This is a genomic window from candidate division KSB1 bacterium, from assembly GCA_034506395.1.
Taxonomy (GTDB): Bacteria; Zhuqueibacterota; Zhuqueibacteria; order Thermofontimicrobiales; family Thermofontimicrobiaceae; genus Thermofontimicrobium.
Map to the genome: position 1 here is coordinate 25,575 of JAPDPQ010000030.1, position 23,142 is coordinate 48,716.

Here is a 23,142-nt window from a genome sequence, read left to right on the forward strand (position 1 = left end):
TCTGGTATGAAATTTCGCTTCATGTTTACAAACAGCTCATTTTAACAAAAGGAAGCTTGGGGAGAAAGATAAGGATTCCGTGGCCTCCAGACGCTAAAGCCCCAAAAGAAAATAAAAATAGCAGATGGAAAGCCATAGATTTCCTAAATTCAAAACATCAGAAAAAAGGCTTGACAATTTGAATTGAATTAAATATATTTGACGGTTTTAATATGGGAAAACCGCCCCTGTAGCTCAGTTAGGATAGAGCAGCGGTTTCCTAAACCGCGTGCCGCAGGTTCAAGTCCTGCCAGGGGCACTCTCGATTAAATGGCAAGCGCATGCTGAATTGAGCCTGGTTGCCCTAATTCATAAATAAAAATTATCGATAAAATGAAAAAGGACCAATGAGATGTTAAAAGCACGAAAGCGGATTACAAAAAGACAAATTAAAGAGGATAAGTTTGTCACATTTTACTTTAAAGCCCAAGATTTTATTCAGCAAAATTTGAATAAAGTACTGATTGGCTTAGGAGTCTTTGCTGCGATCATTTTAATTACGTTGTTGATTATCCGCAGTAAGCAGTCCGCAGAACTAAATGCCTCTGTTAAGCTTGCTGAAGCAAATTCCAAATTAATGCGAGGTGAATTGCAGCCAGCCATTGATATTTTGCTGAACATGAGCGAGGATTATAGCGGAACGCGAAGTGCTGCTCGCGGTGTATACCTGTTGGCCTACTCTTACTTCCAAAAAGGTGAGTTCGACAACGCAGCCAAATATTTTAGAAAGTATCTGGACGATTATGGAGATGATCCCATCCTTAGCAGTGCTGCATACTCCGGTTTAGCGGCTTCTTTGGAGCAGCAGGGAAAATTTCAGGACGCAGCCCAAAACTATGAAAAGGCAGCAATCAAATATTCGACTCATTTTAGCGCACCCCAACAGTTAATGGATGCGGCGCGGTGCTACAAATTGATTAACCGCTTTGCTGATGCAAAGAGGTGTTATGAAAAACTTATTGAGAAATATCCGAACTCAGCACTTAAAAGCGACGCCGAAATGTTGTTGGCAAAATTAAAAGGATAAAAAAGAATCATAGCAAAAATTTCTTGCAAATTAAAAATAAATTTATTATATTGTTTATTTAAAGTGGGATGATTCTCCCACTTTTTTATTGTTATAAGCGAGATAAATCTATTAATGGATGCGATTCTGCTAAATGAGATCAAAAATCTAATCCTGCCAATTTTGACATCGCACCAGGTCGATTTTATCGATTTGGAGCTTAAAGGCAGAGTGGGCGCACAGGTATTGCGCGTTTTTGTGGACACAGATGGTGGAATTACGCTGGATCAATGTGTGATTTTAAGCCGAGAAATCTCAGATGCCTTGGATCGCCGCGATATTCTACCTGGTCGTTATCGATTGGAAGTGTCATCTCCAGGTTTGGATCGTCCATTAAAGTCAATGAGAGATTTTCAAAGAAATCTGGGTCGCCAAGTGAAGATCAAATATCTGGATGAAGGGGGGAATAGCGTCACTGTGATCGGGCAAATTGAGGGAGTCGATGATGATGCCGTTGTTATTCTGGAGGATGACCAGCAGAAGAAAATTACTATGTCGAAAATTCTGTTAGCTAAAATTCTACCAGTATGGTAGCGATCATTCGTGTTTAATCAGGAGATTTCGGTCTATGAAGAGTGAAATTGTTGAAGCCTTCAATCAAATTGTCAAAGATAAGAATATCGATAAGGAGCTTTTGAGTGAGATCCTCGAAAGCATCATGTATTCGATCGTAAAAAAGAAATACGGTACGACGGACAATTTTAATATTTTCGTCAGCATGGACAAGGGGGAGATCGAGATCTGCCAGATTAAAACGATTGTTGAAAAAGTAACTGATTCGGTGACTGAGATCGATTTGGAAACTGCCCGAAAGGTTGAGCCTGATTTGGAAATTGGTGATGAATTTTTAGACATCATCGACCCCTCCACCTTTGGCAGGCGATTGATCATTTCTGCCAAACAGAATTTAAATCAAAAAATCCGAGAGGCCGAAAAGGAGAGCATTTACGCCGAGTACGTAAATAGAATAGGAGAAATCATCATTGGGAATATCCGGCAGATAAATCGGAATGATGTCTATTTGAACGTAGATCGGGTAGAGGTTGTTCTCCCAAAGAAAGAACAAATCCATAATGAAAAATATCGCCGCGGTGAAAATCTCAGGGTCATTATTAAAGAGGTCAATCGGACCAGTCGTGGCCCTGAGATTATCGTTTCGCGAGCTGATCCCAGTTTTTTAATCCGACTATTTGAGTTAGAGGTTCCGGAAATATATGATGGAATCATCGAAATTAAAGGGATTGCCCGTGAGGCGGGGGATCGGACCAAAATCGCTGTTTACTCGAACGATAAGAGAATCGATGCGGTGGGTGCTTGCGTGGGTATGAAAGGAGTTCGGATTCAATCGATCGTGCGGGAGCTGAATGATGAGAAGATTGACATCATTAATTGGTCAGCGGAGCCAGAGATCTACATTGCTCGGGCGCTAAGCCCAGCAAAGCCAGTCAAAATCATTATCGATGAAGAACATAAAAAAGCTGTGGCAGTAATCCCAGATCATCAGATTTCATTGGCCATTGGCAAAGGGGGGCAAAATAAGCGGCTGGCATCCAAATTGACTGGTTATGAAATTGAGACCATTAAAGAATATGATTATTCGCAAGTGATTTCAGAAGGGAAAGCCAAAGAGGTTCAATTGACGGAAATTGAAGGGTTACCGACATCATTGGTGTCAAAACTTATCGCAAGTGGTTATGAAACGCTCAAGGATTTGATGGAGGCCGATCGAGAGGCGATCCTTAAAATCCATGGGATTGGTCCCAAGACCATCGAACAAATATATGCGGTAATCGAAAATTTGAAAGGAGGCCATCAAAAAGATACTGAATAAAATTTTACTGGTCATGAGCAGCAATTTGATTGCTCCGGCTTTTGTGGTAAGAATTAAAACGAGCAATAATTCTCATTCAGATTGGAGTAGATTAATTTGAGTAGCAAACGTCGTATACATCAAGTCGCCAAAGAGTTCAATATCTCGATCGACGAATTAATGAATTTTTTGATCAAGGCCAATTTTGATGTCCATAGCCCCATGAGCCCTGTGACGGATGAGATGTATCAGGAGGTGGCGAAGAAATTCAGTCGGGACATCAAAGTCGTTGGCGTCGATGAAGATATTCGGCAGAAGCTCAAAGAGAAAAGGGCGATCGAGGAAGAAAAGAAACGTAAGGAGCTTCAAGAATATGAGGAAATGCTGAAAATTTCCGAGATGGTGAGGACTGAGATCCCGAAGCGCCGCAAGCAGGAGGCACAGAAGCCCTTGCCGATTCCAACCACTCCAACTGAAGTAGAAGAGAAGCCGAAAGAAGCTCCATCGATAGTGGTTCCGCCGAAGCCAGAACCATCAGAGGTTTCTATGCCAGAGGAGCCATCACTGGGAGTGGTAGAGCCCAATTTGCCAGCTGAGCCAGTCCTCGTCCAACCGGAAGAACCCGTGGCAGAAGCCCCTTCCGTTGAACCCGAGTCCATTTCCATTGAACCAGCGCCGATAGAGTCTGTTTTGCCGGAGCAGCCCAGTGAACAGGTTCCTGAGGTCAAATTAGAAGCTGTTACTACTGAAGCACCTCAGATGCCTGAAAAAGTAGAAAAAGCTGAGAAAGAGAAAACTGAAAAGGAACTCGAAATCGATTTAATTCGAAAGATCGATGCCAAGCGGAAAGAGCGGCTGGTGGTCACTCCCGAAGGGGAACTAAAACCGAAACGTCATAAGAAAAAATTAAAGAAAAAAGAACGACTGGCATTAATTCAAGGTGAGTCGGAGCTGGATCTTGATGAACTTGAAATGCCAGTAGCTCCTCGGAAGAAGAAAAAGAAAAAGAAGAAAGCTGAACGACTGCTCGAAGCTGAGCTCATCGAGAAACCCAAAAAGAAGCTCAAGAAGAAAAAGAAATTCATTATCAGTGATGAAGAAGTTGAGGAATCGATTCGCCAAACGTTTGCGGCGCTGGAGGAGACGACCCATCATCGCAAACGGCGCAAGAAGGTGAAGGAATCCGATGAGCTCGCTCCTGAGGAGGACAATGTCCTCAGGGTCATCGAATTCATTACTGTGGCAGACTTGGCTCGTGAGATGGAGGTTGAGACCAGCGAGGTGATCAAAAAATGCATGGAACTGGGGATGTTGGTCACCATCAACCAGCGTCTGGATGCAGAGACCATCCAAATCGTTGCGGATGAATTTGGTTACCAAGTCGAAATTATTCCCGAGTACGGCAGCGAGCTGTTCGAGGAATTGGAGCAAGAAGATGACGAATCTCAGCTTCAGCCGCGGTCGCCAGTGGTGACAATTATGGGACACGTCGACCATGGCAAGACTTCATTGCTTGATTATATTCGCAAAAGCAATATCATTCAAACAGAGGCGGGGGGAATTACTCAGCACATTGGTGCCTATCGAGTGGGTGTCGATGGCAAAATGATCACTTTTCTGGATACGCCGGGACATGAAGCTTTTACCGCCATGCGAGCTCGAGGTGCCCAGGCGACCGATATCGTCGTGCTGGTCGTGGCTGCTGACGACAGCGTCATGCCCCAGACCGTTGAAGCCATCGATCATGCCAAAGCTGCTGGAGTTCCAATTATTGTGGCTATCAATAAGATCGATAAGCCCAATGCGGATCCCGAAGCCATTAAGCGGCAATTGGCAGAGCATGATGTGCTGGTTGAAGAGTGGGGTGGAAAATATCAATGTGTCGAAATTTCTGCGAAGACAGGTCAAAATATCGACAAATTGTTAGAGAGCATTCTTATTGAAGCAGAGATTCTGGAGCTCAAAGCAAATCCGAATCGCTTGGCCAAGGGCGTCGTGATCGAGTCCCAACTTGATAAGGGTAAAGGGGTCCTTGCAACGGTATTGGTCCAAAACGGCACGCTGAAGATCGGCGATCCTTTTATTGTCGGCCAACATTACGGCAAAGTGAGAGGCTTGTTCAATGAATTTGGACAAAAATTGAAAGAAGCTGGACCCTCTGTGCCAGTTCGGGTGATTGGTTTTTCTGGACTGCCCCAGGCTGGCGATACCTTTATTGTGCTTCCATCTGAACGCGATACCAAGGCGATCAGTTTGGAACGACAACAGATCCGGCGCGAACAGGAGCAACGCTATTTTAAGCACATCACCCTCGATGAAATTTCAAAACGGATCAAAAAAGGTGGTGTGAAGCAGCTTTCGTTGATCATCAAAGGCGATGTGGATGGTTCGGTAGAGGCGCTTCGGGATGCGTTTGCTAAGCTCTCTACCGATGAGGTGAAAGTGGAGATTATCCGAAAGGGAGTGGGTGCGATCACTGAGTCCGATGTGCTATTGGCCAGCGCTTCAAATGCGATCATTATCGGCTTCCAGGTGCGGCCGACCATCAATGCTCGCGAATTGGCCAAGAAGGAAAATATCGACATTCGGCTCTATCGCGTGATTTACGATGCGATTGCCGACGTGAAGAGCGCGCTGGAAGGGTTGTTAGAGCCCACTTATGAGGAGGAAAGCCTGGGCACATTAGAGGTCCGAAACACGTTCCGTATTCCCAAGGTTGGTACTGTGGCTGGCTGTTATGTGCTTTCTGGGAAAGTGTCTCGAAACGACAACATCCGCTTGTACCGCGAAGACAAGTTGATCTATGAAGGGCGCATTATTTCGCTAAAGCGATTTAAAGACGACGTTCGTGAGGTGGTCAGCGGATTTGAGTGTGGAATTGGACTCGAAAACTTCGATGACATTAAGGTGGGTGATATCATGGAAGTTTACCGAGTAGTCGAGGTAAAACGAACCCTGGCCGCAGCAAGTTAGCTTTGCTCCATGATATCAATGATGACCTTTTATTGAAAGCCATTTACACGGCTCCACATGATATGCATGGATGAATCAAAAAACGCACATCATATTACGAACTGGATGAGAAGTGAGATGCTGGTGGGTGTTGGTCAAATAGAGCTTTATATCCCAGAGAGCGGATCATTAAAGTCGAAACGGTTCGTCTTGAACAGTATCAAGACCCGAATTCGAAATAAGTTTAATGTGTCTGTGGCTGAGGTGGAGAACAACGATAAATGGCAACGGTGTTCCTTGGGTGTGGCTATCGTGTCCAATGATCGGAAAATCATTGATAGTACCTTGAACCAGGTTGTTTCATTGATTGCGAGCGATGTTCGTGTAGAAGTTATTGATCATTCCCTGGAGATTTTTTAGCCTGAAATGCCAATTTGACCTTGTCAATCTAATTCAATTGAACTACAACCCACCTCTCTCTCATTTCGGCTGCAGGAAGAAATCTTTGGGTCCGGAAATTTCATTGCAACCAAATCGTTCGCTATGTTCAGAAGGATTACCACACAACGAGTTTAATCATTCGTATTTGTCCACAAGTTTGGTTTGATGCTGCAATAAGTTGTCTGAGCCAGGAAGTTTTTCAGCAAAGTTTGATTCTAAATGATGGGTTGAATTGCATAGGAATTTGTTGAAAAAGCCGACATAAAAAAGTGCTGTCATGAAATACAAAAGATCACAACGCGTGTCTGAGCTCCTCAAGCGAGAGATCAGCCAGATCATTTTTTTTACGCTCAAAGATCCTGCAATAAAACCGGTGACAGTCACTTTTGTTAAAGTGACTGATGATTTAAAGCACGCCAGTATCTATTATCGGGTATTGGGTGATGAATCAGCTAAAGCTGGGGCGTCGAAAGGTCTGGAGCGAGCCAAGAGATTTATTCGATTTGAGATTGGGCAGCGCACTGAATTGCGGTTTGTCCCAGAAATTGAGTTTTTCTACGATGAAGGTTTAGATGAGGCAGCGCGGATCGAGTTGCTATTGCATCAGATCAAAGAGTCGGATGTTTCATGATATGGTTAGAGAAACCGTTTGATTTTGAAGCAGGCGTGATATTGAATTTTTACAAGCCAGTGGGTCCGAGCTCATTTTGGATGGTGAAACAAGTAAGAAAATTGATTGGCGCCAAAGTAGGGCATGCGGGCACGTTGGATCCTTTTGCAGAAGGTGTATTGTTGCTTTGTAGTGGCCGAGCGACCAAACGAGTTCAACATTTGATGGCACTCCCGAAAGAGTATATCGGCGAGATCGAGTTTGGGGTGATCACAGATACGGATGATTTGACCGGCCGGATCATTGAGCAGCGTCCAGTTCCGAAATTGACGGCTTCAGAAGTGGAACAGATTTGTCAGAGGTTCGTGGGAGATATTTATCAAATTCCGCCTATGTTTGCGGCGAAAAAATGGCAAGGAAGACGCCTGTACCAATTAGCTCGGAATGGCCAGGTGGTCGAGCGAACGGCGAAATTGGTCCATATTGATCAGATTAAGTTGCTATCCTTTGACGGGACGATTGCCAAAATTGAAGTTCGGTGCGCGAAGGGGACCTACATTCGGGCATTAGCGCGGGATATCGGTTTGGCTCTCGGATGTGGTGGAAATTTGAGGTCTTTGATTCGCACAAAAATTGGAGAATTTGATATCGCGAATGCGATGCATTTGGAGCAGTTTAAACTCCTATTAAACTCACCACGATGATAGATTGCAACGAGTGACGTAGCTTTGGCATGAAGATCTTTCGAAATCTTGATGATGTTGAACATGAAGCGAATTGTGTTATAACCACTGGAACTTTCGATGGAGTCCATCTCGGACATCAATCGATCATTCGGACTTTGCACGAATCCGCCAGCCAGCGCCAGGGGTGTGTTACGATTGTTACATTCGAGCCGCACCCCCAATTTGTCGTCAAGCTTGCAGAGAAAAATGGTCTGCGATTGCTCACGACCATCGAGGAAAAAATCGATATCTTAGAGCAGTATCAAATTGACCGATTGATCATTATCCCGTTTGATATCAAATTTGCTCAACTCAGTTCGCGGCAGTTTATTGAACAAATTTTGGTGAACAAGATCGGCTTCCAGACGATCGTGATCGGCTATGATCATGCATTTGGGAAAGATCGCCAGGGCAATTTCGAGGTGCTAAACCAGCTCAGTCACCAGTACAATTACGAGATTGTCGTTTGTCCACCATTTACATTGGATGGTGTCATCATCAGTAGTACCAAGATTCGTAAGCTATTAGCAAGCGGGGCCGTTGAGCAGGCCGCCCGATTTTTGGGCAGAAATTATCGGATGGCTGGCACGGTAGTGCCCGGTGAAGGAAGAGGGAGAACGCTCAATATCCCGACGGCGAATTTATCGCCCGTCTCCGAACAAAAGTTGATCCCTCAGGACGGCATTTATGCGGTATGGGCAAAGTTGCAATCAGAACGATATCCTGGGGTCTTATATATCGGAAGCAAGCCTACGTTTGCTTATCAGCATCAGACCATCGAATTGCATATTTTGGATTTTTCTGGGAATTTATACGGCAAAAAAATCGAAATCGAGTTTGTTTCGCGAATTCGAGATGATCAGCAGTTCGACTCCGCGAGTCAGCTTGTGGAGCGGATCGAGCGGGACAAAGCGACCGCCCGAGCGATTTTGGGCTTGTAAAAGCCTTTCGTTTTGCGAAAATCATTAAGTTGGATAAAATCCATATCTGTTTTTTTGATTAAACTTTGTTAGGAGAGAAATATGACGCTTACCAAAGAAGCAAAGCTCGAGATCTTCAAGAAATTTGGTAAAGATGAGAAAGATACTGGGAACACCAAAAGCCAAATTGCGCTGCTAACCCAGCGAATTGTGCACTTGTCAGAGCATCTGAAAACCCAGCCCAAGGATCATCATTCGCGCCGAGGACTGCTGAAGCTGGTTGGACAACGAAAAAGACTCCTGCAATATTTGCAGCGACAAAATATCGATGAATATCGAAATTTAATCGAAGCATTGGGCATCCGAAGATAAATTCATTTTTTTTCTCTTGGGATCAATTTGGCTGTGATTTGAGCAGCTTCCTTGAAGATAAGAACCCAATCTCATTAGCGCCCATCATATAAATTTGGTTTGTTTCAACGGTCGTCGGATTGTCAATGATGATGGCTCGCAAACCATGATGGGAGTTGCATCAGATGGGTAGAAAAAAGATTTTGAATAAGACAGGAATCAACGATTGCCAATGAATCGCCATACGTTTTCGCATTCATATTCGAGTTATTAATAGATCGCGTTGCTAAGATTGGTTGCTTGAGAATTTGAGGAGGTGTTTAGCCCCGTTGATTGAGGTCCAACAGCTTACGCGCTACTTTGGTCAGGTAGCTGCAATTGAAGATGTGTCATTTCGCGTGGAGAAAGGGGAGGTATTGGGGTTTCTTGGTCCAAATGCCGCCGGAAAAACCACGACTATGCGGATCCTCACTGGTTTTCTCCCCGCTTCTCGAGGCAGCGCGAAGGTGGCGAATTTTGATGTATTTGAAAATCCCTTGGAAGTAAAAAAGAGAATTGGCTATCTCCCAGAACATCCTCCTTTGTATGCCGAGATGACCGTGGCCTCATTCCTCGATTTTGTCGCCAAACTGAAGGGAATTGCGCCGCGGGATCGAAAGCAGAAGATTAAGCTTGCCATTGAGAAAACTGGCCTCAACGGTCGCGCAGATACCATCATTAAAAATTTGTCGAAAGGTTATAAGCAGCGGCTGGGATTAGCCCAGGCGATTATTCATGAGCCCGAGGTGCTGATCCTCGATGAGCCCACGATTGGATTGGACCCGATCCAGATCATCGAGGTTCGCCAGTTAATTCGCGAGCTTGCTGGCAAGCATACGGTAATTCTCAGCACCCACATTTTGCCAGAGGTGAGCATGACCTGCCAACGCGTGGTGATTATTGATCGGGGCAAAGTAGTTGCAGAAGATCGGCCCGAAAACCTTATGGCCAAGCTGAAAGGCGCAGAGCAGGTCACTCTCATCGTTGGTGGACCCTTCACTGAGGTCCAGCAATGCCTATCGCAAATTCCTGGCGTGACCCATGTCACGCTGGCCGAACCATTGGGGGATAACAAAGCCAGTTACGCTGTAACGAGTTCATTACATCAAGAGATCAGCAGCGAGCTTGCGCGGACGATTGTGAATCATGGCTGGGATCTTTATGAACTGAAAAAAGCCGAGATGAGCTTGGAAGAGGTATTTTTAAGATTGACCACAAATGAACAGGAGGTAATGAACTAGTGGCAAAAGTGTGGGCGATTTTTGAGCGCGAGATGAAATCTTACTTTGTAGCGCCCATTGCTTATGTGGTCATTGCGCTGTTTATCGCTATCGTGGGCATTTTTTTCTATTTGATCTTAGCTTCGTTCGTGCAACGGTGCTACGAAATCGACCTATATGCCCAGCAATGGCAGCAGACAGCGCCAGCCATGAACCTCCATGAATGGGTTACGCGGCCGTTTTTCGGCAATATGGCAACCATTGCCCTGATGATTTTGCCGCTGATTACCATGAAATTATTCGCGGAAGAAAAGAAAAACGGTACCATAGAGCTTTTGCAGACCTCGCCGATCACGACAGCTCAATTGGTGCTCGGAAAATACGCGGCCGCCGTGGCGCTCTATTCGACGATGTTGGCGATCACGCTGATTTATATGCTGTTTTTGTTTCTTTACGGCAAACCAGAGATCGCTCAGATTTTCTCTGGATATTTGGGCATGTGGCTGATCGGGAGCAGTTACTTGGTTATTGGCCTATTATTTTCAACCTTCACTGATAATCAAATTATAGCAGCCGTCAGCACGATCGCGGTGATTTTGATGTTCTGGGCGATCGGCTGGGTTACTGATTTTCTAAGCCCTGCATTGGGGAAGTTCATCGGTCAACTTTCATTGATTGAACATTTTGAAGACTTCGAAAAAGGGGTAGTCGACTCAAAGCATATTGTCTTTTATCTCAGTTTTATCTTTATGGGATTATTTCTCAGTTACGCTTCTCTGGAATCCAGCCGCTGGAGGGGCAGCCGATGATTCAATGGAAGCAATACTTGCCGATCGCCGCGCTGATCTTGATCGCATTGATGCTGCTGGTCAATTTAATTACCCAGCAATGGTCAATGATTAGCTGGCTGGCGCTGACGCTTGCGGTGGCATCCTTCGCCATCTATTGCTGGCTGGAGCGGAAAACAGTTCGGCAATGGATCTCCACCCGATCGTTCCGTTACGGCAGCAATACTGTCGCATTGATTATGATCGTTTTGGGCATTCTGGGGCTGGTCAATTTTATAGCGGGGCGACATAATTTTCGCTGGGATACCACTCAGGCTAAATTGTTCAGCCTGTCACCACAAAGCAAAAAATTAGTGAAATCGCTCAATCATGAGCTGCACGTCAAGGCGTTCTTTCGGCCCAGCTATCAACAACCGATTCGAGACCTGCTGGAGGAGTACGCCAATCAATCGAAACGGTTTCGCTACGAAATCATCGACCCAGATGTGAATCCCGATCAAGTGAAACGCTATCAGATCGAAAATTATGAGACACTTGTTTTAGAGTACGGCAATAAAATCGAGAAAATTACCAAAGCGACTGAGCCAGATATCACGAACGCTTTGATCCGAGTGATGCAGGAGGGAGAAAAAAAAGTTTATTTCACCACCATGCATGGAGAACCGGAACTTGATGACGAGGAACGAGGAGGGCTCCATCATGCGAAAACGAAATTGATTGCAGAGAACTATCAAGTCGCCACCATTTTCTTGGCCGAGCACCAGCAAATTCCCGATGATTGTTCGGTGTTGATGATCGTTGGGCCGAAAAAAGATCTATTGCCAAATGAATACCAGCTGATTGAGCAATATCTTAATCGCGCCGGGCGGCTAATGGTGCTCCTGAATCCAGACCAACCTGACCTCAGGGCTTTATTGAGCTCATGGGGATTTGAAATCGGCGATAATACGGTTATCGATATTTCACCGATGGGACAATTGTTCGGGGCGGGATACGCGGCCCCGTTGGTGACCAGTTATCCAGAGCATGAGATCACCCGTGATTTCAATTTGATGACCCTATTTCATCTGGTTCGATCAGTCACTCCAGTGAATCAGCCCCGGGCTGGGATCACAGTTTCGTCATTGGCTCAGACATCAAATTTCCCCAATAGCTGGGGGGAGACGCGATTGACCAGCCGGGTCAAATTCGATGAGGGGCAGGATTTGAAAGGTCCGGTATCTATTGCTGCCGCAGCGGAGAAAGAGGTGAAGTTGCAAGTTCAGGGCTCTGACAATGACACGACGGCCGCGGTACGCAAGGCCCGAGTGGTGGTGTTCGGTGATTCGGATTTCATAACCAATGGTTTTTTTCAATTTCAAGGCAATGGGGATCTATTTCTGAATGCTGTCAATTGGCTGGCTGAGCAGGGAGAACTGATTGCCATTCGACCAAAACAGGCTGAAGATAATCGGATTTCGTTGACGACCCAGCAATCGCTATTAATTTTCTGGCTTGGGGTTGTGTTTCTGCCATTGTCCATCCTGATTATTGGGGTGGTAATCTATGTGCATCGAAAATGAATGATTTCCCATGACATCGCGACGATTGATCATATTGCTATTACTATTTTTGGGACTCGCGGCTTACGCCTATTTTTTCGAGGTTGAAGGTGGCAAATGGCGAGAGGCGAAAAGGGAAGAACAGCAAAAATTAGTTCAAATCGATGTGGCTCGGGTCACCAGGCTCACGCTTTTGCCCAGCAACATCGAAATCCGAAAGGTCGATTCGCACTACCAGATCCATTCGCCAGTGGTTACAGACGCGGATAGCCTTACAATCGCGACAATTTTGGACAATCTGCGCTGGATGAAAAAAGGGAGATTTGTTTCAGACAATCCCCATGATCTGGCCAAGTTCGGTCTTGTTCCCTATCAACAGGCGATGGTGATCCAACAAGGCGATCGAATTGATAGTTTATTTATTGGGAATAATAATCTGGATGGCAGCGAATGCTACTGTCGAAAAAATGGCTCAAACCAGGTGTTTCTGGTTCCAATCAGTCTGAAAAATAGCGCCACCAAATCGTTATTCGATGTACGGGACAAATCTATCCTCAAATTTGAGCCCAAAAATATCGCCAGCGTGATGATCACCAATCAAGGCAAAAATTTTCAGTGCCAGCGAGATCGTCAATGGCGGTGGTGGATCCGAGAGCCGATCTCGGCCTTCGCAGATGAAGATCGGTTGGACGCCATGCTCAATCAACTTGTTGATGATAAAGTGAAAGAAATCGCATCGGAAACCAGCGATGAGCTGGCAAGCTACGCACTGGATCGACCCTGGCTGACCATCACGCTATACGATAGCTCGAATCATCCCAAGGGTCGGTTGGAAGTGGGTAGGCGACAGAATGGCCAATATTATGCCCGAGACCCGAATCGTCCAGCCGTGCTGCTGATCGATTCGAGTCTGGTGGCGCGGTTAAATGTTTCTCTATATGATTTGCGAGATAAAACCATCGCGAATTTTGAACCAGATAGCGTGACGACGATTCTGTTGCAACGTCCAGGGCTAATATTCCATTGTCGCAAGGATAGTCTTGGGCGCTGGGTGATGCTTCAACCCGATTCCGCGCTAGCGCGCTCATGGAAGATCAACTCTTTGCTATATAAGATAAAGGATTTGAAGGTGGCTCAGTTTATTGATCCGCCATATCGTTCGGATCAGCATTATGGTTTTGATCGGCCTGAAATTCAGCTCAAATTGATGAAAGGAGAAAGGATTTTGGCGGATTTTATCATGGGAAAAGCAGTTGATGATAAGATCTGTCTAAAGAACCAGCTAACCAAAGCGGTGCATTTGGTAAAACAACAAGCTAAACAAGAGCTGTCCGTTGTGGCAGCGGATTTTACAGATAAATAAGGAACAAGGAAAATGACAGAACAAGTTTCAACAGCAATAGGAGGGGGGACGATGATAGTTCGAAAGGAAATGACCTGGGGAGGAAGAACGCTCAGTATCGAAACTGGCAAAGTGGCGAAACAGGCCAACGGGGCCGCCGTGGTCCAATATGAGGGGACCGTCGTTTTGGCAACAGCCGTAGCGACCCGCAAGCCAGTCGAGGGGAGTGATTTCTTCCCATTGAGTGTGGAATATCGAGAGAAAGCTTATGCAGCGGGAAAAATCCCTGGTGGCTATATTAAGCGGGAGGGACGACCAAGTGATAACGAAATTTTAAGTGCGCGGATCATCGATCGACCCATTCGACCACTGTTCCCTGATGATTTTCGCAACGAGGTGCAAATCATTGTGATGGTGCTCTCAGCAGATCGAGAGAATGACCCAGACGTGCTCGGGGTGATCGGCACCTCTGCGGCCTTATCTATTTCTGATATCCCATTTCTCGGCCCAGTGGGCGCCGTTCGCGTGGGGAGGATCAATAAAGAATTTATCGTCAATCCAACATACAGCGAATTGGAAGAGAGCGATATGGATTTGGTGATCGCTGGGACAGAGGATTCGATCGTCATGGTAGAGGGTGAATCGCGCGAAATCAGTGAAGATGATATGATCGCGGCCCTTGCATTTGGCCATGAGCATATTAAAAAAACGGTGGCTTTACAGAACGAATTGATCCGTGAATGTGGCAAACCCAAAATGGCCTACCAAGTGATCAAGGCTGATGAAGCGCTGGTAACTGCAATTCAGCAAATGGCGATGCCCAGGTTGGAACAGATTATGGCGATCCAAGATAAGACGCAGCGCTCTAATGAGTTATTCAATCTGTTAGAGGAAGTGCAGGCCGCGTTAGCTGAGCAATTTCCAGATTCAGAGATATTGATCAAGGAAGAGCTGGAGAAGATCCAACGGAACCTGGTCCGGAAGATGATTCTAGAGCACAATATTCGATTGGATGGCCGTCGGCCTCACGAAATTCGTCCCATCACCTGCGAAGTTGGTCTGCTACCTCGCACCCATGGTTCGGCATTGTTCACGCGCGGGCAAACTCAAGCGTTAGCCGTTACCACGCTGGGAACCAAAATGGATGAACAGAAAATGGATGAGCTGGAGGGTGAATTTTCGAAGAGCTATATGTTGCATTATAATTTCCCGCCGTTCAGCGTGGGAGAAGTGCGCCCCATTCGGGGGGTCGGTCGTCGCGAGATCGGACATGGCAATCTGGCCGAACGGGCGATCAAAAATGTGATCCCCAGCGATACCATCTTTCCCTATACGATCCGAATTGTGTCGGATATCTTGGAATCGAATGGCTCCTCCTCCATGGCGACCGTATGCGCCGGTTCAATGTCCCTGATGGACGCAGGCGTTCCGATCAAAGAGGCAGTGGCCGGAATCGCCATGGGGCTGGTGAAGGAGGACGATCGCTACGTCATCCTGAGCGATATCCTGGGGGACGAAGATCATTTCGGAGACATGGATTTCAAGGTCGCAGGGACGGCCAAAGGGATCAATGCGTTTCAGATGGATATCAAGATCAAAGGATTATCCTTGGAAATTTTGCGAGAGGCGTTGGCCCAGGCCAAACAGGGGCGGCTTCATATTCTTGACGCAATGAATAAAGTTATCGATAAACCTCGGCCAGAGCTCTCCGCTTATGCGCCCAGAATCTTAACGTTCAAGGTGGATAGCGAATATATCGGCACCATAATCGGTCCCGGTGGCAAAACCATTCGCGATATCATCGAAAAGACCGATGTCGCCATTGACATCAGTGACGATGGCGTGGTCACGATCGCTTCAGTGGACCCAGAAAATGGACGGAGGGCCAAAGAAATGATCGAGAACATGATCCGACAGCCGGAAGTGGGCAAGGTCTATACTGGAAAAGTGAAGCGGATCATGAATTTTGGCGCCTTTGTGGAGATTCTCCCAGGTAAGGAAGGATTGCTCCATATTTCCCAGATTGAAAATCGTCGGATCGAGCGGGTAGAAGATGTGCTGAAGATCGGAGATGAAATTCAGGTCAAGCTGATGAAAATCGATGAACAAGGCAAAATGGACCTGAGCCGCAAAGTGCTGTTAGAGCGATAGTCCGTTTCAGCCGCCGGTCCGATTTCGGCGCATAGCTCCATGGATTCTTGAAGCCAGCTCAGCAGAAGCAACCAGCGAAATTCTTATTGCATTGCAAACGATTTGCTTTGTTCTCATTGGTTTTGAGGCGCTGAGGCAAATGCAGCGGCTGGCTTTGCAATCAAACTCATCCAGGTTGTAGAGATCGACGGTTGAAATTCGTTCTGTGATCATCTGTCGCAATGAGGAAGTTTCATCTGCACTTTCAATTTCGGTCTATTTAAACGGCAATTATGAGTTAGATGTTTGAGATGCAAAGGAATGTTTCTTTAATCACTCTATGGAATCTAATACACTTTTCACAATTAACATTTTTAGGAGGGATTGATTATGGTTATTGGTGTGCCAAAGGAAATCAAGGCGAATGAGAATCGAGTGGCGGTACAACCCTCTGGCGTTGAGATTTTGCGACAGCATGGTCATACAGTGCTAATCGAAACCAAGGCTGGCCTCGGAAGTGGTTTTGAAGACGATCATTATAAGAAAGCTGGGGCGCAGATCATTGCCACCCCTAAAGAGATTTATGAGAAGGCCGACATGATTATGAAGGTGAAAGAGCCCCTGTCATCTGAATATGGTTTAATTCGAAAAGGGCAGATTGTATTTACATATTTTCATTTTGCGGCCTCCCGAGAGTTGACCGAAGCGATGATTAAGAGCCATTGCATAGCGATCGCCTACGAAACGATCGAAAAAGCGGATGGGAGTTTGCCGTTGCTCAATCCGATGAGCGAAGTGGCCGGTCGGTTGTCGATTCAAGCTGGGGCGCGATGCCTCGAGAAAACGTTCGGCGGACGTGGCATCCTATTGGGTGGCGTGACTGGTGTGGCGCCAGCGAAGGTTGTCATCATCGGCGGCGGCATCGTTGGCACCAATGCGGCGCAAATGGCGGCTGGGCTTGGCGCGAACGTGACGGTTCTGGATATTAACATCGATCGACTGCGATTCCTCAATCATGTGTTGCCGGCAAACGTGACGACCATGATGTCCACCCCAGAAAACATCCGGCAACAGATCGCCGATGCCGACCTGGTGATTGGAGCGGTGTTGATCCACGGCGCCAAGGCGCCTCATTTAATTACACGCGACATGTTGAAGTTGATGAAAAAAGGCTCAGTCATCGTGGATGTGGCTGTGGACCAAGGCGGCTGTGTCGAAACGATCCATCCCACCACCCATGCAGATCCTACCTATGAGGTCGATGGCGTGATTCATTATGGGGTCGCCAATATGCCAGGCGCTGTGCCAAAGACTTCGACGATCGCTCTTACCAATGTTACATTGCCTTATGCTGTTGAGATCGCAAATAAAGGCTACCTGGAAGCAATTAAAACCAATCGCGAGATCGCCCTGGGCGTAAATGTAATTTTTGGTAAGGTGACCTATGGCCCAGTGGCTGAGGCATTTAATCTGCCGTATACGCCATTGGAAGAAGTGATTAAAAATCTATAAGCGTATAGCCCAGTCCTTTTTTAATTTTTCGATCTCATTCCGCTCATTTTGGTTAATGATCAAGTCATCCCTCTCGATAGAGAGATGGATTGCACGGGTCAACACTCATGTGTCGCTGATTTTGTGGAAGTGGAGTTCGATCTGACTGAGGTCGATGAAGGCGATCATGGATGCGGTCGCAGAGCAATTCGCGTTTTTTGTAAGGGAATATATCTTGATTCAAAGTTCGAGCCGGGCGATTTTTCGGCTGATGAATCAAGTGGCGCTGCGACCGCGACGGATATTTAAAAATAGATGATCTGGAGCAACTTGATAGCCTGTGGCTATGCGGGATTGATAAAGTCCGTTCCATTTGATTGGGCGAGGAGCAGTGTTGTGAATGTTCCGATTTTAGCATATCATAAGGTCAGCGATCGTTTTGAGTGGAGCATTAATTCCGTCTCCCCTCGGGCTTTCAAGAGCCAGATACAATTCTTGGTGGACCATCATTTTTATACTATTTCCCTGGAGCAATATTTTGATTCCAGCATAGAAGTGGGTCCTACGCGTCGCCCTATTATCATCACATTTGATGATTCGGACGAGTCGGTGCTATTGCACGCTTTCCCGATTATGCAAGCGGCTGGGTTTCAGGCGACCCTGTTTATCGTCTCTGGTTATGTGGGACATTGGAATCGGTGGGATGCGAATTTAGGAGGCATATATTCGAGACATTTGAGCTGGGATCAGATTAAACTACTGGTCCAAGCTGGCTGGGAAGTTGGATCGCACACGGTGAGCCACCCTGATCTGGTCTCTCTCTCTAATAAAGAGTTGCAAAACGAGTTGAAAGGATCTCGGGAAGTGATCGAATCCAAATTAAACCAGCGTGTCCGATTTATTTCTTATCCTTTCAATCGATTCGATCGTCGGGTGATAGATGTGGCTCAGCAGGCTGGCTACTGCGGCGCTTGTGCGCTCTGGGTATCCCAACGTTGGAATGATCTGCCGTGGCAGTTTCGAGTGCCCCGGCTCGGCGTTTATCGTATCGATTCCCTGAGCTGGTTCAAAAAAAAGCTCGCTGCTTCGTGGATGGAGCGCTTCAAGCAACGCCTCATTAGCCTTGCTTCCCACGGGACGATCTGGTATAAACGGCTTCATCGCTAAAAAAATTTGTTGCTTTTTTATGAAATAATTCTTATATATATGCACGAAAATTTGCTGGGCACCAGCAATATGAAATCAAACTCAATAAAGAAGCTTTATTATTCGATCAGCGAAGTCAGTAAAATTACCGGGCTGAAGCAATATGTGCTGCGCTTTTGGGAGACGGAGTTCGAACAATTGAAGCCAGCAAAGAACCGGGCTGGCAACCGCATTTATCGGTTGAGCGAAATCAAGCTGATTTTTCTGATCAAAAAATTGTTGTATGAAGATAAGTACACCATAGAAGGGGCTCGTCAGAAATTAAAAACGCTGATGCCCATCAAACCATCTCAGTTGGATATGCCGTTTCCAGAAAACCAAAATGACGTGATTCGTTCTTTAAAACAAGATCTTCAAGAGCTTCTGGACATTCTGGATGATAAGAAATAGCAGCGAAGCGAAGTCCCATCGTTGAGAAGACAGGCGATCCAGTCTGAAAATTGCGGTAACGGCTTGATGATGGGACTGTATCAGATGATTTTCGGGGCGTAGCGCAGTCCGGTTAGCGCACTTGACTGGGGGTCAAGGGGTCGGTGGTTCAAATCCACTCGCCCCGACGAGCAGGGGCAAAATAACATTTTGCCCTTTTTTATTTGAATGCGTTCCGAATTATTCATCCAATGCGATGAAATTCAGTGGTGCCTCTTACCTCAAGACATTTTAAAGTAAGCAGTACGGTTGATCGGAACCCATCTGAAAAATGCTCCAATCGGAAAGAGCAGAACGGAACAACCCTCTCTCGTGTTCGCAAGGATAGAAATTGTAATGATGCCAGCAATTTGCACCGATTCACGGAATGAAAGAAAAAAAGAAAATAATGGAAGCAAAGCTTCAGCGAACCTGGCGGGTGGTGGTGACCGATTATATCGAGCAAGATCTCGATTGGGAGCGCGCGCATTTGGCTCATTGGCGCGAGATCGAGTTTGAAGCTTTTCAATTGAAACAAGCGCCCGAGGCGGAAATTATCCCAGCCGTCAAGGATGCAGACATTCTCGTGGTGAATATGATGCCGCTCCCTCGCCGCATCATTCAGGCGCTCGATCGTTGTCGCCTGGTCATCCGTCATGGTGTCGGTTACGATAATATCGACGTGGCTGCATTGACCGAACGCGGTATTCTGTTCATCAATGTTCCAGATTATTGCGTCGAAGAAGTGGCTGAACAAACGGTGATGCTGCTTTTGAATTGTGCCAGAAGGTTCGCTTTGCAACAACAGGCCATGCAACAATCGGTCGCGAGCGGAGAGTGGCAATTCAAAGCCGTGACGCCCATCTACTGCCTGAGCGGCAAAACTTTGGGCATTGTGGGCTGCGGCAGAATTGGCAGCATGGTTTTTCGGATAACCAAAGGGTTTCAGATGAGGTATCTGATCTGCGATCCTTATCTGACCCCAGAACGCAAGGCAGAATTAGGGATTACTACGGTTCCTCTGGCCGAGACCTTAAAAGGTGCGGACTTCCTCACCATCCACACACCGCTTACAGCAGAGACTCACCATCTGATCGGTCAAGCCGAATTACGCCTGATGAAGCCATCAGCATTTCTCATCAATACCGCGCGCGGCGGCATCGTGGATGAAGCCGCGCTGATTCGCGCCTGCCAGGAAGGATGGATCGCTGGCGCTGCCATCGATGTCTATGAACATCGCGAGCCGCCCCAGCCTGATTCTCCTTTGCTCAAAATCAAGAATATCTATTTCACCCCTCACCTGGCATGGTATTCGGTCGAATCAGAATGGCGCATCCGAGAAAAAATTATTGAGAACATCGTTCGAATGGTATCTGGCCAGTTGCCCTACAATATTGTGAATCCCGAAGTTTTAAATAAAGTACCAAGTTAAAGATATAATGAAACCAGCTCTAACATACCTCAGGCAACAATTGGGATGATATTTACTTTTTGTTCCAAAAACTTATGACCTGTGTGATATCAAAATCATTCCACCGAACCAAAGTTCAGTCCTCTCTTAAAAATTAGCTTGTATTTAAAAGTTAAATTCGCTATTTTATCATTCAAAAATGATAATCACCTTAGGTTCAAATACTTTTTGCTCGCCCAATAGATAAGTGAATTTGAATCTCAAAAGTCCAATAAAGTCGAATCAAACGGCATGGTAATGATCCCAAGAAAAATTTTATATGAAACTGAATTCCTTCTAAAATGAGATATCGTCTTGATCATTAGAAGGGAAAGCAAAAGCTAATTTCTCAGAAAAGTGGACATTTATTGGTTGGACGAACTTTTTGGTCGAACGAATTTTAATATAAAAAAATATAACCCACCAAGGCAACTGGTCAATATTTTATAGGATAGACATAAAGTGTTTGTAGACGGGAGCGATTCATTTGGAAATCCTCAATTGGGATCATAAATATTCATCTTTGGCTTATCCTGAAACATTTTTGTTTTCGTTTAGCAGAATTTAAAATAATCCCTAAATTTTAGCAGTACATCACCATCACTTAGGAGGACAAATTTATGACAGTTCAAGGCTGGATCGTATTTGCTATTGGGATTCTGTTCATTCTGGTCGGCGGTGGACTCATGGTATACAGTTCATTGTCACGTCGCCAAGCTGCAAGGGCCAGCACCGTCGATCAGGGGATTTTAGAGAAGATCCTCAATTTTGTTCTGAAGGTATTGGAAATCATCGTTAAGCTTATCCCTCAAAATATTATCGCGCAGGTGGGATTTATTTTGATCATCTTGGGCATCGCCCTGGTGGTTTTGCCGTTTTTGATCCCCGGTTTATAAACCCGATCAATTAACTTGCACAAGCCTTGCGCACCTCGATTGTCTGGGAAAGCGCATTTGATACTGGTCTAATCTCATTCTTTAGCGAAAGATCATTTTCCAATGGATCAGTGTCAAAGGCGCATTATGTCCAACAGTAACAGGTTCGTGAGGCTTATTTCTTTTTGGAGTCATCAAATTAAACAAGGATTCAAATATGCAAGCTGTGTGGGCTTTCCCAGCACAGTGGCCTATCAATAGAAGGGTCGCCTCTTTGCCGTCGTCAAAAAAGACTTGATAAGTTGGCTCAGGATTTGTATATTGGCGGTTACTTTCAAGAGATCGCTCCGGATTGCACGTTCAAGTTGTCATAAAAAGCACAATTCGTTGTTCATTGTTATTGAAGAAAGTCAGTTCTCAAGTTTTGATGGAAGTATGCAACATTATGGTTTTTGATTAAATTGATCATTCGTTCGAAAGTCCCTGAACGAATCGTGCAGGGATCGAAAGTCTGACCGAAAAGTAAAAAAGCTGACCACTCGCTTACCCGCTAAAGCCGTCCAATTCCTTGAGATTTAATCTGCACCAAATTTGTAAGCGCCCGGTCAGTGCCTATTTTCGGACAGCCTGTCGAATGAGGTGATGCTATGCCATTAGTTCCCAGCCATATTGAAACATTAGAGCCTTATCAGCCAGGACGGTCCATTGCCGAGATTCAGCGGGAATTCGGCGTTAAAAAGGTGATTAAACTGGCGTCGAACGAGAATCCCATGGGGCCGTCGCCCAAAGCCGTGGAGGCGATGATCGAAAGCTTGAAAGAAATCCATCGTTATCCCAACCCAGCATGTTACGACTTGCGCCGCGCTTTGGCCGAACGCTTTGATGTGACGGTGGATAATGTCATCACCGGGCATGGGTCTGAGGGCATCATGTCCGTCATCCTCCGCACCTTTATGCTGGATGATGAAGAGGCATTGACATCGGAAGGGACATTTATCGGCTTTCGGGTATTGGCGCACTCCCGAGGAATCAGGTTAAAGACTGTTCCATTGAAAGATTATCGCTTCGATTTAACGGCCATCGCCGACTCGATAACCGAGAAAACCAAAATCATCTATCTGGCAAATCCCAATAATCCCACCGGGACCATTTTCACTGTAAGAGAATTTTTGCAGTTTATCGCCAGAGTTCCCTCCCAAGTGCTGATCATCATCGATGAAGCCTATTTTGAGTTTGCCCAACATGATCCCATCTATCCAGATTCGATGAAATATCGACTTGATAATGTCATCACGCTGCGGACGTTCTCCAAGGCGTACGGACTGGCTGGCATTCGAATTGGTTATGGTTTTGCCCATGATCATCTGATCAAGAATTTGATGAAAGTGAAACTGCCATTTGAACCAAGCATCCCTGCCCAAGCAGCCGGCCTCGCTGCCCTGGAAGATAATGAGTTCATGGAAGCGTATGTGAAATTGAGCCGCCGAGGGCTAGAATTCTTTTATGATTTATTCGACCGTTTGGGGATTCGATATTTAAAATCTCATGCCAATTTTGTGACCATTCTATTGGACTCTGAACAGCAGGTAGAAAAATTGAATCACCGGCTCTTATGCCATGGCATCATCGTCCGTCCCCTCAAGGCGTTCGGAATTCCCAATGGGATTCGAATTACTGCGGGACTTGAGTCGGAAAATCGGTTTTTTGCTAAAGTGTTGAAGCGAATTTTGTAAAAGAA

The 23,142-nt window shown here is 45.9% G+C and carries 21 protein-coding genes and 2 tRNA genes; all 23 read left to right on the plus strand.

Annotated features, from left to right (window positions below; all coding sequences use genetic code 11):
* Window positions 1-223: 223 nt before the first annotated feature.
* The 23 genes from ONB37_16065 (at window position 224) to hisC (ending at window position 23,137) form a co-directional block, all read left to right on the plus strand.
* Window positions 224-298 (plus strand) — tRNA-Arg (locus ONB37_16065).
* A 93-nt stretch (window positions 299-391) separates the two neighbouring features.
* Entirely contained in the window at window positions 392-1,066 is a 675-nt protein-coding gene (locus tag ONB37_16070) for a tetratricopeptide repeat protein (protein ID MDZ7401673.1), read from the plus strand.
* Window positions 1,067-1,180: 114 nt separating this feature from the next.
* A complete protein-coding gene (locus ONB37_16075) occupies window positions 1,181-1,639 on the plus strand; it encodes a ribosome maturation factor RimP (protein MDZ7401674.1) in 459 nt (152 codons plus the stop codon).
* A gap of 34 nt (window positions 1,640-1,673) precedes the next feature.
* Window positions 1,674-2,936 (plus strand): transcription termination factor NusA, encoded by a 1,263-nt coding sequence (nusA, locus tag ONB37_16080; GenBank protein ID MDZ7401675.1) that lies wholly within the window; start codon window positions 1,674-1,676, stop codon window positions 2,934-2,936.
* A 96-nt stretch (window positions 2,937-3,032) separates the two neighbouring features.
* On the plus strand, window positions 3,033-5,888 hold the full coding sequence (gene infB, locus ONB37_16085; GenBank protein ID MDZ7401676.1) for a translation initiation factor IF-2: 2,856 nt from the start codon (window positions 3,033-3,035) through the stop codon (window positions 5,886-5,888).
* Window positions 5,889-6,005: 117 nt separating this feature from the next.
* The gene (locus tag ONB37_16090) at window positions 6,006-6,287 is read left to right on the plus strand and encodes a DUF503 domain-containing protein (GenBank protein MDZ7401677.1); all 282 of its coding nucleotides are present in this window, start codon (window positions 6,006-6,008) and stop codon (window positions 6,285-6,287) included.
* A 298-nt stretch (window positions 6,288-6,585) separates the two neighbouring features.
* Complete coding sequence (gene rbfA, locus ONB37_16095; GenBank protein ID MDZ7401678.1) at window positions 6,586-6,939, plus strand: 30S ribosome-binding factor RbfA; 354 nt, start codon at window positions 6,586-6,588, stop codon at window positions 6,937-6,939.
* Window positions 6,936-7,622 (plus strand): tRNA pseudouridine(55) synthase TruB, encoded by a 687-nt coding sequence (gene truB, locus ONB37_16100; GenBank protein ID MDZ7401679.1) that lies wholly within the window; start codon window positions 6,936-6,938, stop codon window positions 7,620-7,622. Before rbfA ends, truB begins: the two co-directional genes overlap by 4 nt.
* 29 nt (window positions 7,623-7,651) lie before the next feature.
* Window positions 7,652-8,584, plus strand: a complete 933-nt coding sequence (locus tag ONB37_16105) for a bifunctional riboflavin kinase/FAD synthetase (GenBank protein ID MDZ7401680.1) — start codon at window positions 7,652-7,654, stop codon at window positions 8,582-8,584.
* Window positions 8,585-8,665: 81 nt separating this feature from the next.
* Complete coding sequence (gene rpsO / locus ONB37_16110; GenBank protein MDZ7401681.1) at window positions 8,666-8,935, plus strand: 30S ribosomal protein S15; 270 nt, start codon at window positions 8,666-8,668, stop codon at window positions 8,933-8,935.
* Between the two features lie 308 nt (window positions 8,936-9,243).
* Window positions 9,244-10,194, plus strand: a complete 951-nt coding sequence (locus ONB37_16115) for an ABC transporter ATP-binding protein (protein ID MDZ7401682.1) — start codon at window positions 9,244-9,246, stop codon at window positions 10,192-10,194.
* Entirely contained in the window at window positions 10,194-10,982 is a 789-nt protein-coding gene (locus ONB37_16120) for an ABC transporter permease subunit (GenBank protein ID MDZ7401683.1), read from the plus strand. The genes ONB37_16115 and ONB37_16120 overlap by 1 nt, the downstream gene beginning before the upstream one ends.
* Window positions 10,979-12,523 carry a GldG family protein gene (locus tag ONB37_16125; protein ID MDZ7401684.1) on the plus strand — a complete coding sequence of 515 codons (1,545 nt, stop codon included), beginning with the start codon at window positions 10,979-10,981 and terminating at the stop codon, window positions 12,521-12,523. Before ONB37_16120 ends, ONB37_16125 begins: the two co-directional genes overlap by 4 nt.
* 10 nt (window positions 12,524-12,533) lie before the next feature.
* A complete protein-coding gene (locus ONB37_16130; GenBank protein ID MDZ7401685.1) occupies window positions 12,534-13,865 on the plus strand; it encodes a DUF4340 domain-containing protein in 1,332 nt (443 codons plus the stop codon).
* Between the two features lie 51 nt (window positions 13,866-13,916).
* A complete protein-coding gene (pnp, locus tag ONB37_16135; GenBank protein ID MDZ7401686.1) occupies window positions 13,917-15,995 on the plus strand; it encodes a polyribonucleotide nucleotidyltransferase in 2,079 nt (692 codons plus the stop codon).
* Window positions 15,996-16,364: 369 nt separating this feature from the next.
* Window positions 16,365-17,486, plus strand: a complete 1,122-nt coding sequence (gene ald, locus ONB37_16140) for an alanine dehydrogenase (protein MDZ7401687.1) — start codon at window positions 16,365-16,367, stop codon at window positions 17,484-17,486.
* An 84-nt stretch (window positions 17,487-17,570) separates the two neighbouring features.
* A complete protein-coding gene (locus tag ONB37_16145; GenBank protein MDZ7401688.1) occupies window positions 17,571-17,774 on the plus strand; it encodes a hypothetical protein in 204 nt (67 codons plus the stop codon).
* 87 nt (window positions 17,775-17,861) lie between these two features.
* A complete protein-coding gene (locus ONB37_16150) occupies window positions 17,862-18,632 on the plus strand; it encodes a polysaccharide deacetylase family protein (GenBank protein ID MDZ7401689.1) in 771 nt (256 codons plus the stop codon).
* Between the two features lie 69 nt (window positions 18,633-18,701).
* On the plus strand, window positions 18,702-19,061 hold the full coding sequence (locus ONB37_16155; GenBank protein MDZ7401690.1) for a MerR family transcriptional regulator: 360 nt from the start codon (window positions 18,702-18,704) through the stop codon (window positions 19,059-19,061).
* Between the two features lie 92 nt (window positions 19,062-19,153).
* Window positions 19,154-19,228 (plus strand) — tRNA-Pro (locus ONB37_16160).
* Window positions 19,229-19,488: 260 nt separating this feature from the next.
* Complete coding sequence (locus ONB37_16165) at window positions 19,489-20,511, plus strand: C-terminal binding protein (protein ID MDZ7401691.1); 1,023 nt, start codon at window positions 19,489-19,491, stop codon at window positions 20,509-20,511.
* Between the two features lie 638 nt (window positions 20,512-21,149).
* Window positions 21,150-21,425 (plus strand): hypothetical protein, encoded by a 276-nt coding sequence (locus ONB37_16170; GenBank protein MDZ7401692.1) that lies wholly within the window; start codon window positions 21,150-21,152, stop codon window positions 21,423-21,425.
* Window positions 21,426-22,051: 626 nt separating this feature from the next.
* On the plus strand, window positions 22,052-23,137 hold the full coding sequence (gene hisC / locus ONB37_16175; GenBank protein MDZ7401693.1) for a histidinol-phosphate transaminase: 1,086 nt from the start codon (window positions 22,052-22,054) through the stop codon (window positions 23,135-23,137).
* Window positions 23,138-23,142 lie beyond the last annotated feature (5 nt).

Bases quoted from the DNA above. Each gene is read 5' to 3' on its own strand.
- ONB37_16070 (MDZ7401673.1), top strand. From the start codon at position 392: ATGTTAAAAGCACGAAAGCGGATTACAAAAAGACAAATTAAAGAGGAT.
- ONB37_16075 (MDZ7401674.1), top strand. From the start codon at position 1,181: ATGGATGCGATTCTGCTAAATGAGATCAAAAATCTAATCCTGCCAATT.
- nusA (MDZ7401675.1), top strand. From the start codon at position 1,674: ATGAAGAGTGAAATTGTTGAAGCCTTCAATCAAATTGTCAAAGATAAG.
- ONB37_16090 (MDZ7401677.1), top strand. From the start codon at position 6,006: ATGCTGGTGGGTGTTGGTCAAATAGAGCTTTATATCCCAGAGAGCGGA.
- rbfA (MDZ7401678.1), top strand. From the start codon at position 6,586: ATGAAATACAAAAGATCACAACGCGTGTCTGAGCTCCTCAAGCGAGAG.
- truB (MDZ7401679.1), top strand. From the start codon at position 6,936: ATGATATGGTTAGAGAAACCGTTTGATTTTGAAGCAGGCGTGATATTG.
- ONB37_16105 (MDZ7401680.1), top strand. From the start codon at position 7,652: ATGAAGATCTTTCGAAATCTTGATGATGTTGAACATGAAGCGAATTGT.
- rpsO (MDZ7401681.1), top strand. From the start codon at position 8,666: ATGACGCTTACCAAAGAAGCAAAGCTCGAGATCTTCAAGAAATTTGGT.
- ONB37_16125 (MDZ7401684.1), top strand. From the start codon at position 10,979: ATGATTCAATGGAAGCAATACTTGCCGATCGCCGCGCTGATCTTGATC.
- ONB37_16130 (MDZ7401685.1), top strand. From the start codon at position 12,534: ATGACATCGCGACGATTGATCATATTGCTATTACTATTTTTGGGACTC.
- pnp (MDZ7401686.1), top strand. From the start codon at position 13,917: ATGATAGTTCGAAAGGAAATGACCTGGGGAGGAAGAACGCTCAGTATC.
- ald (MDZ7401687.1), top strand. From the start codon at position 16,365: ATGGTTATTGGTGTGCCAAAGGAAATCAAGGCGAATGAGAATCGAGTG.
- ONB37_16145 (MDZ7401688.1), top strand. From the start codon at position 17,571: ATGGATTGCACGGGTCAACACTCATGTGTCGCTGATTTTGTGGAAGTG.
- ONB37_16155 (MDZ7401690.1), top strand. From the start codon at position 18,702: ATGAAATCAAACTCAATAAAGAAGCTTTATTATTCGATCAGCGAAGTC.
- ONB37_16165 (MDZ7401691.1), top strand. From the start codon at position 19,489: ATGGAAGCAAAGCTTCAGCGAACCTGGCGGGTGGTGGTGACCGATTAT.
- ONB37_16170 (MDZ7401692.1), top strand. From the start codon at position 21,150: ATGACAGTTCAAGGCTGGATCGTATTTGCTATTGGGATTCTGTTCATT.
- hisC (MDZ7401693.1), top strand. From the start codon at position 22,052: ATGCCATTAGTTCCCAGCCATATTGAAACATTAGAGCCTTATCAGCCA.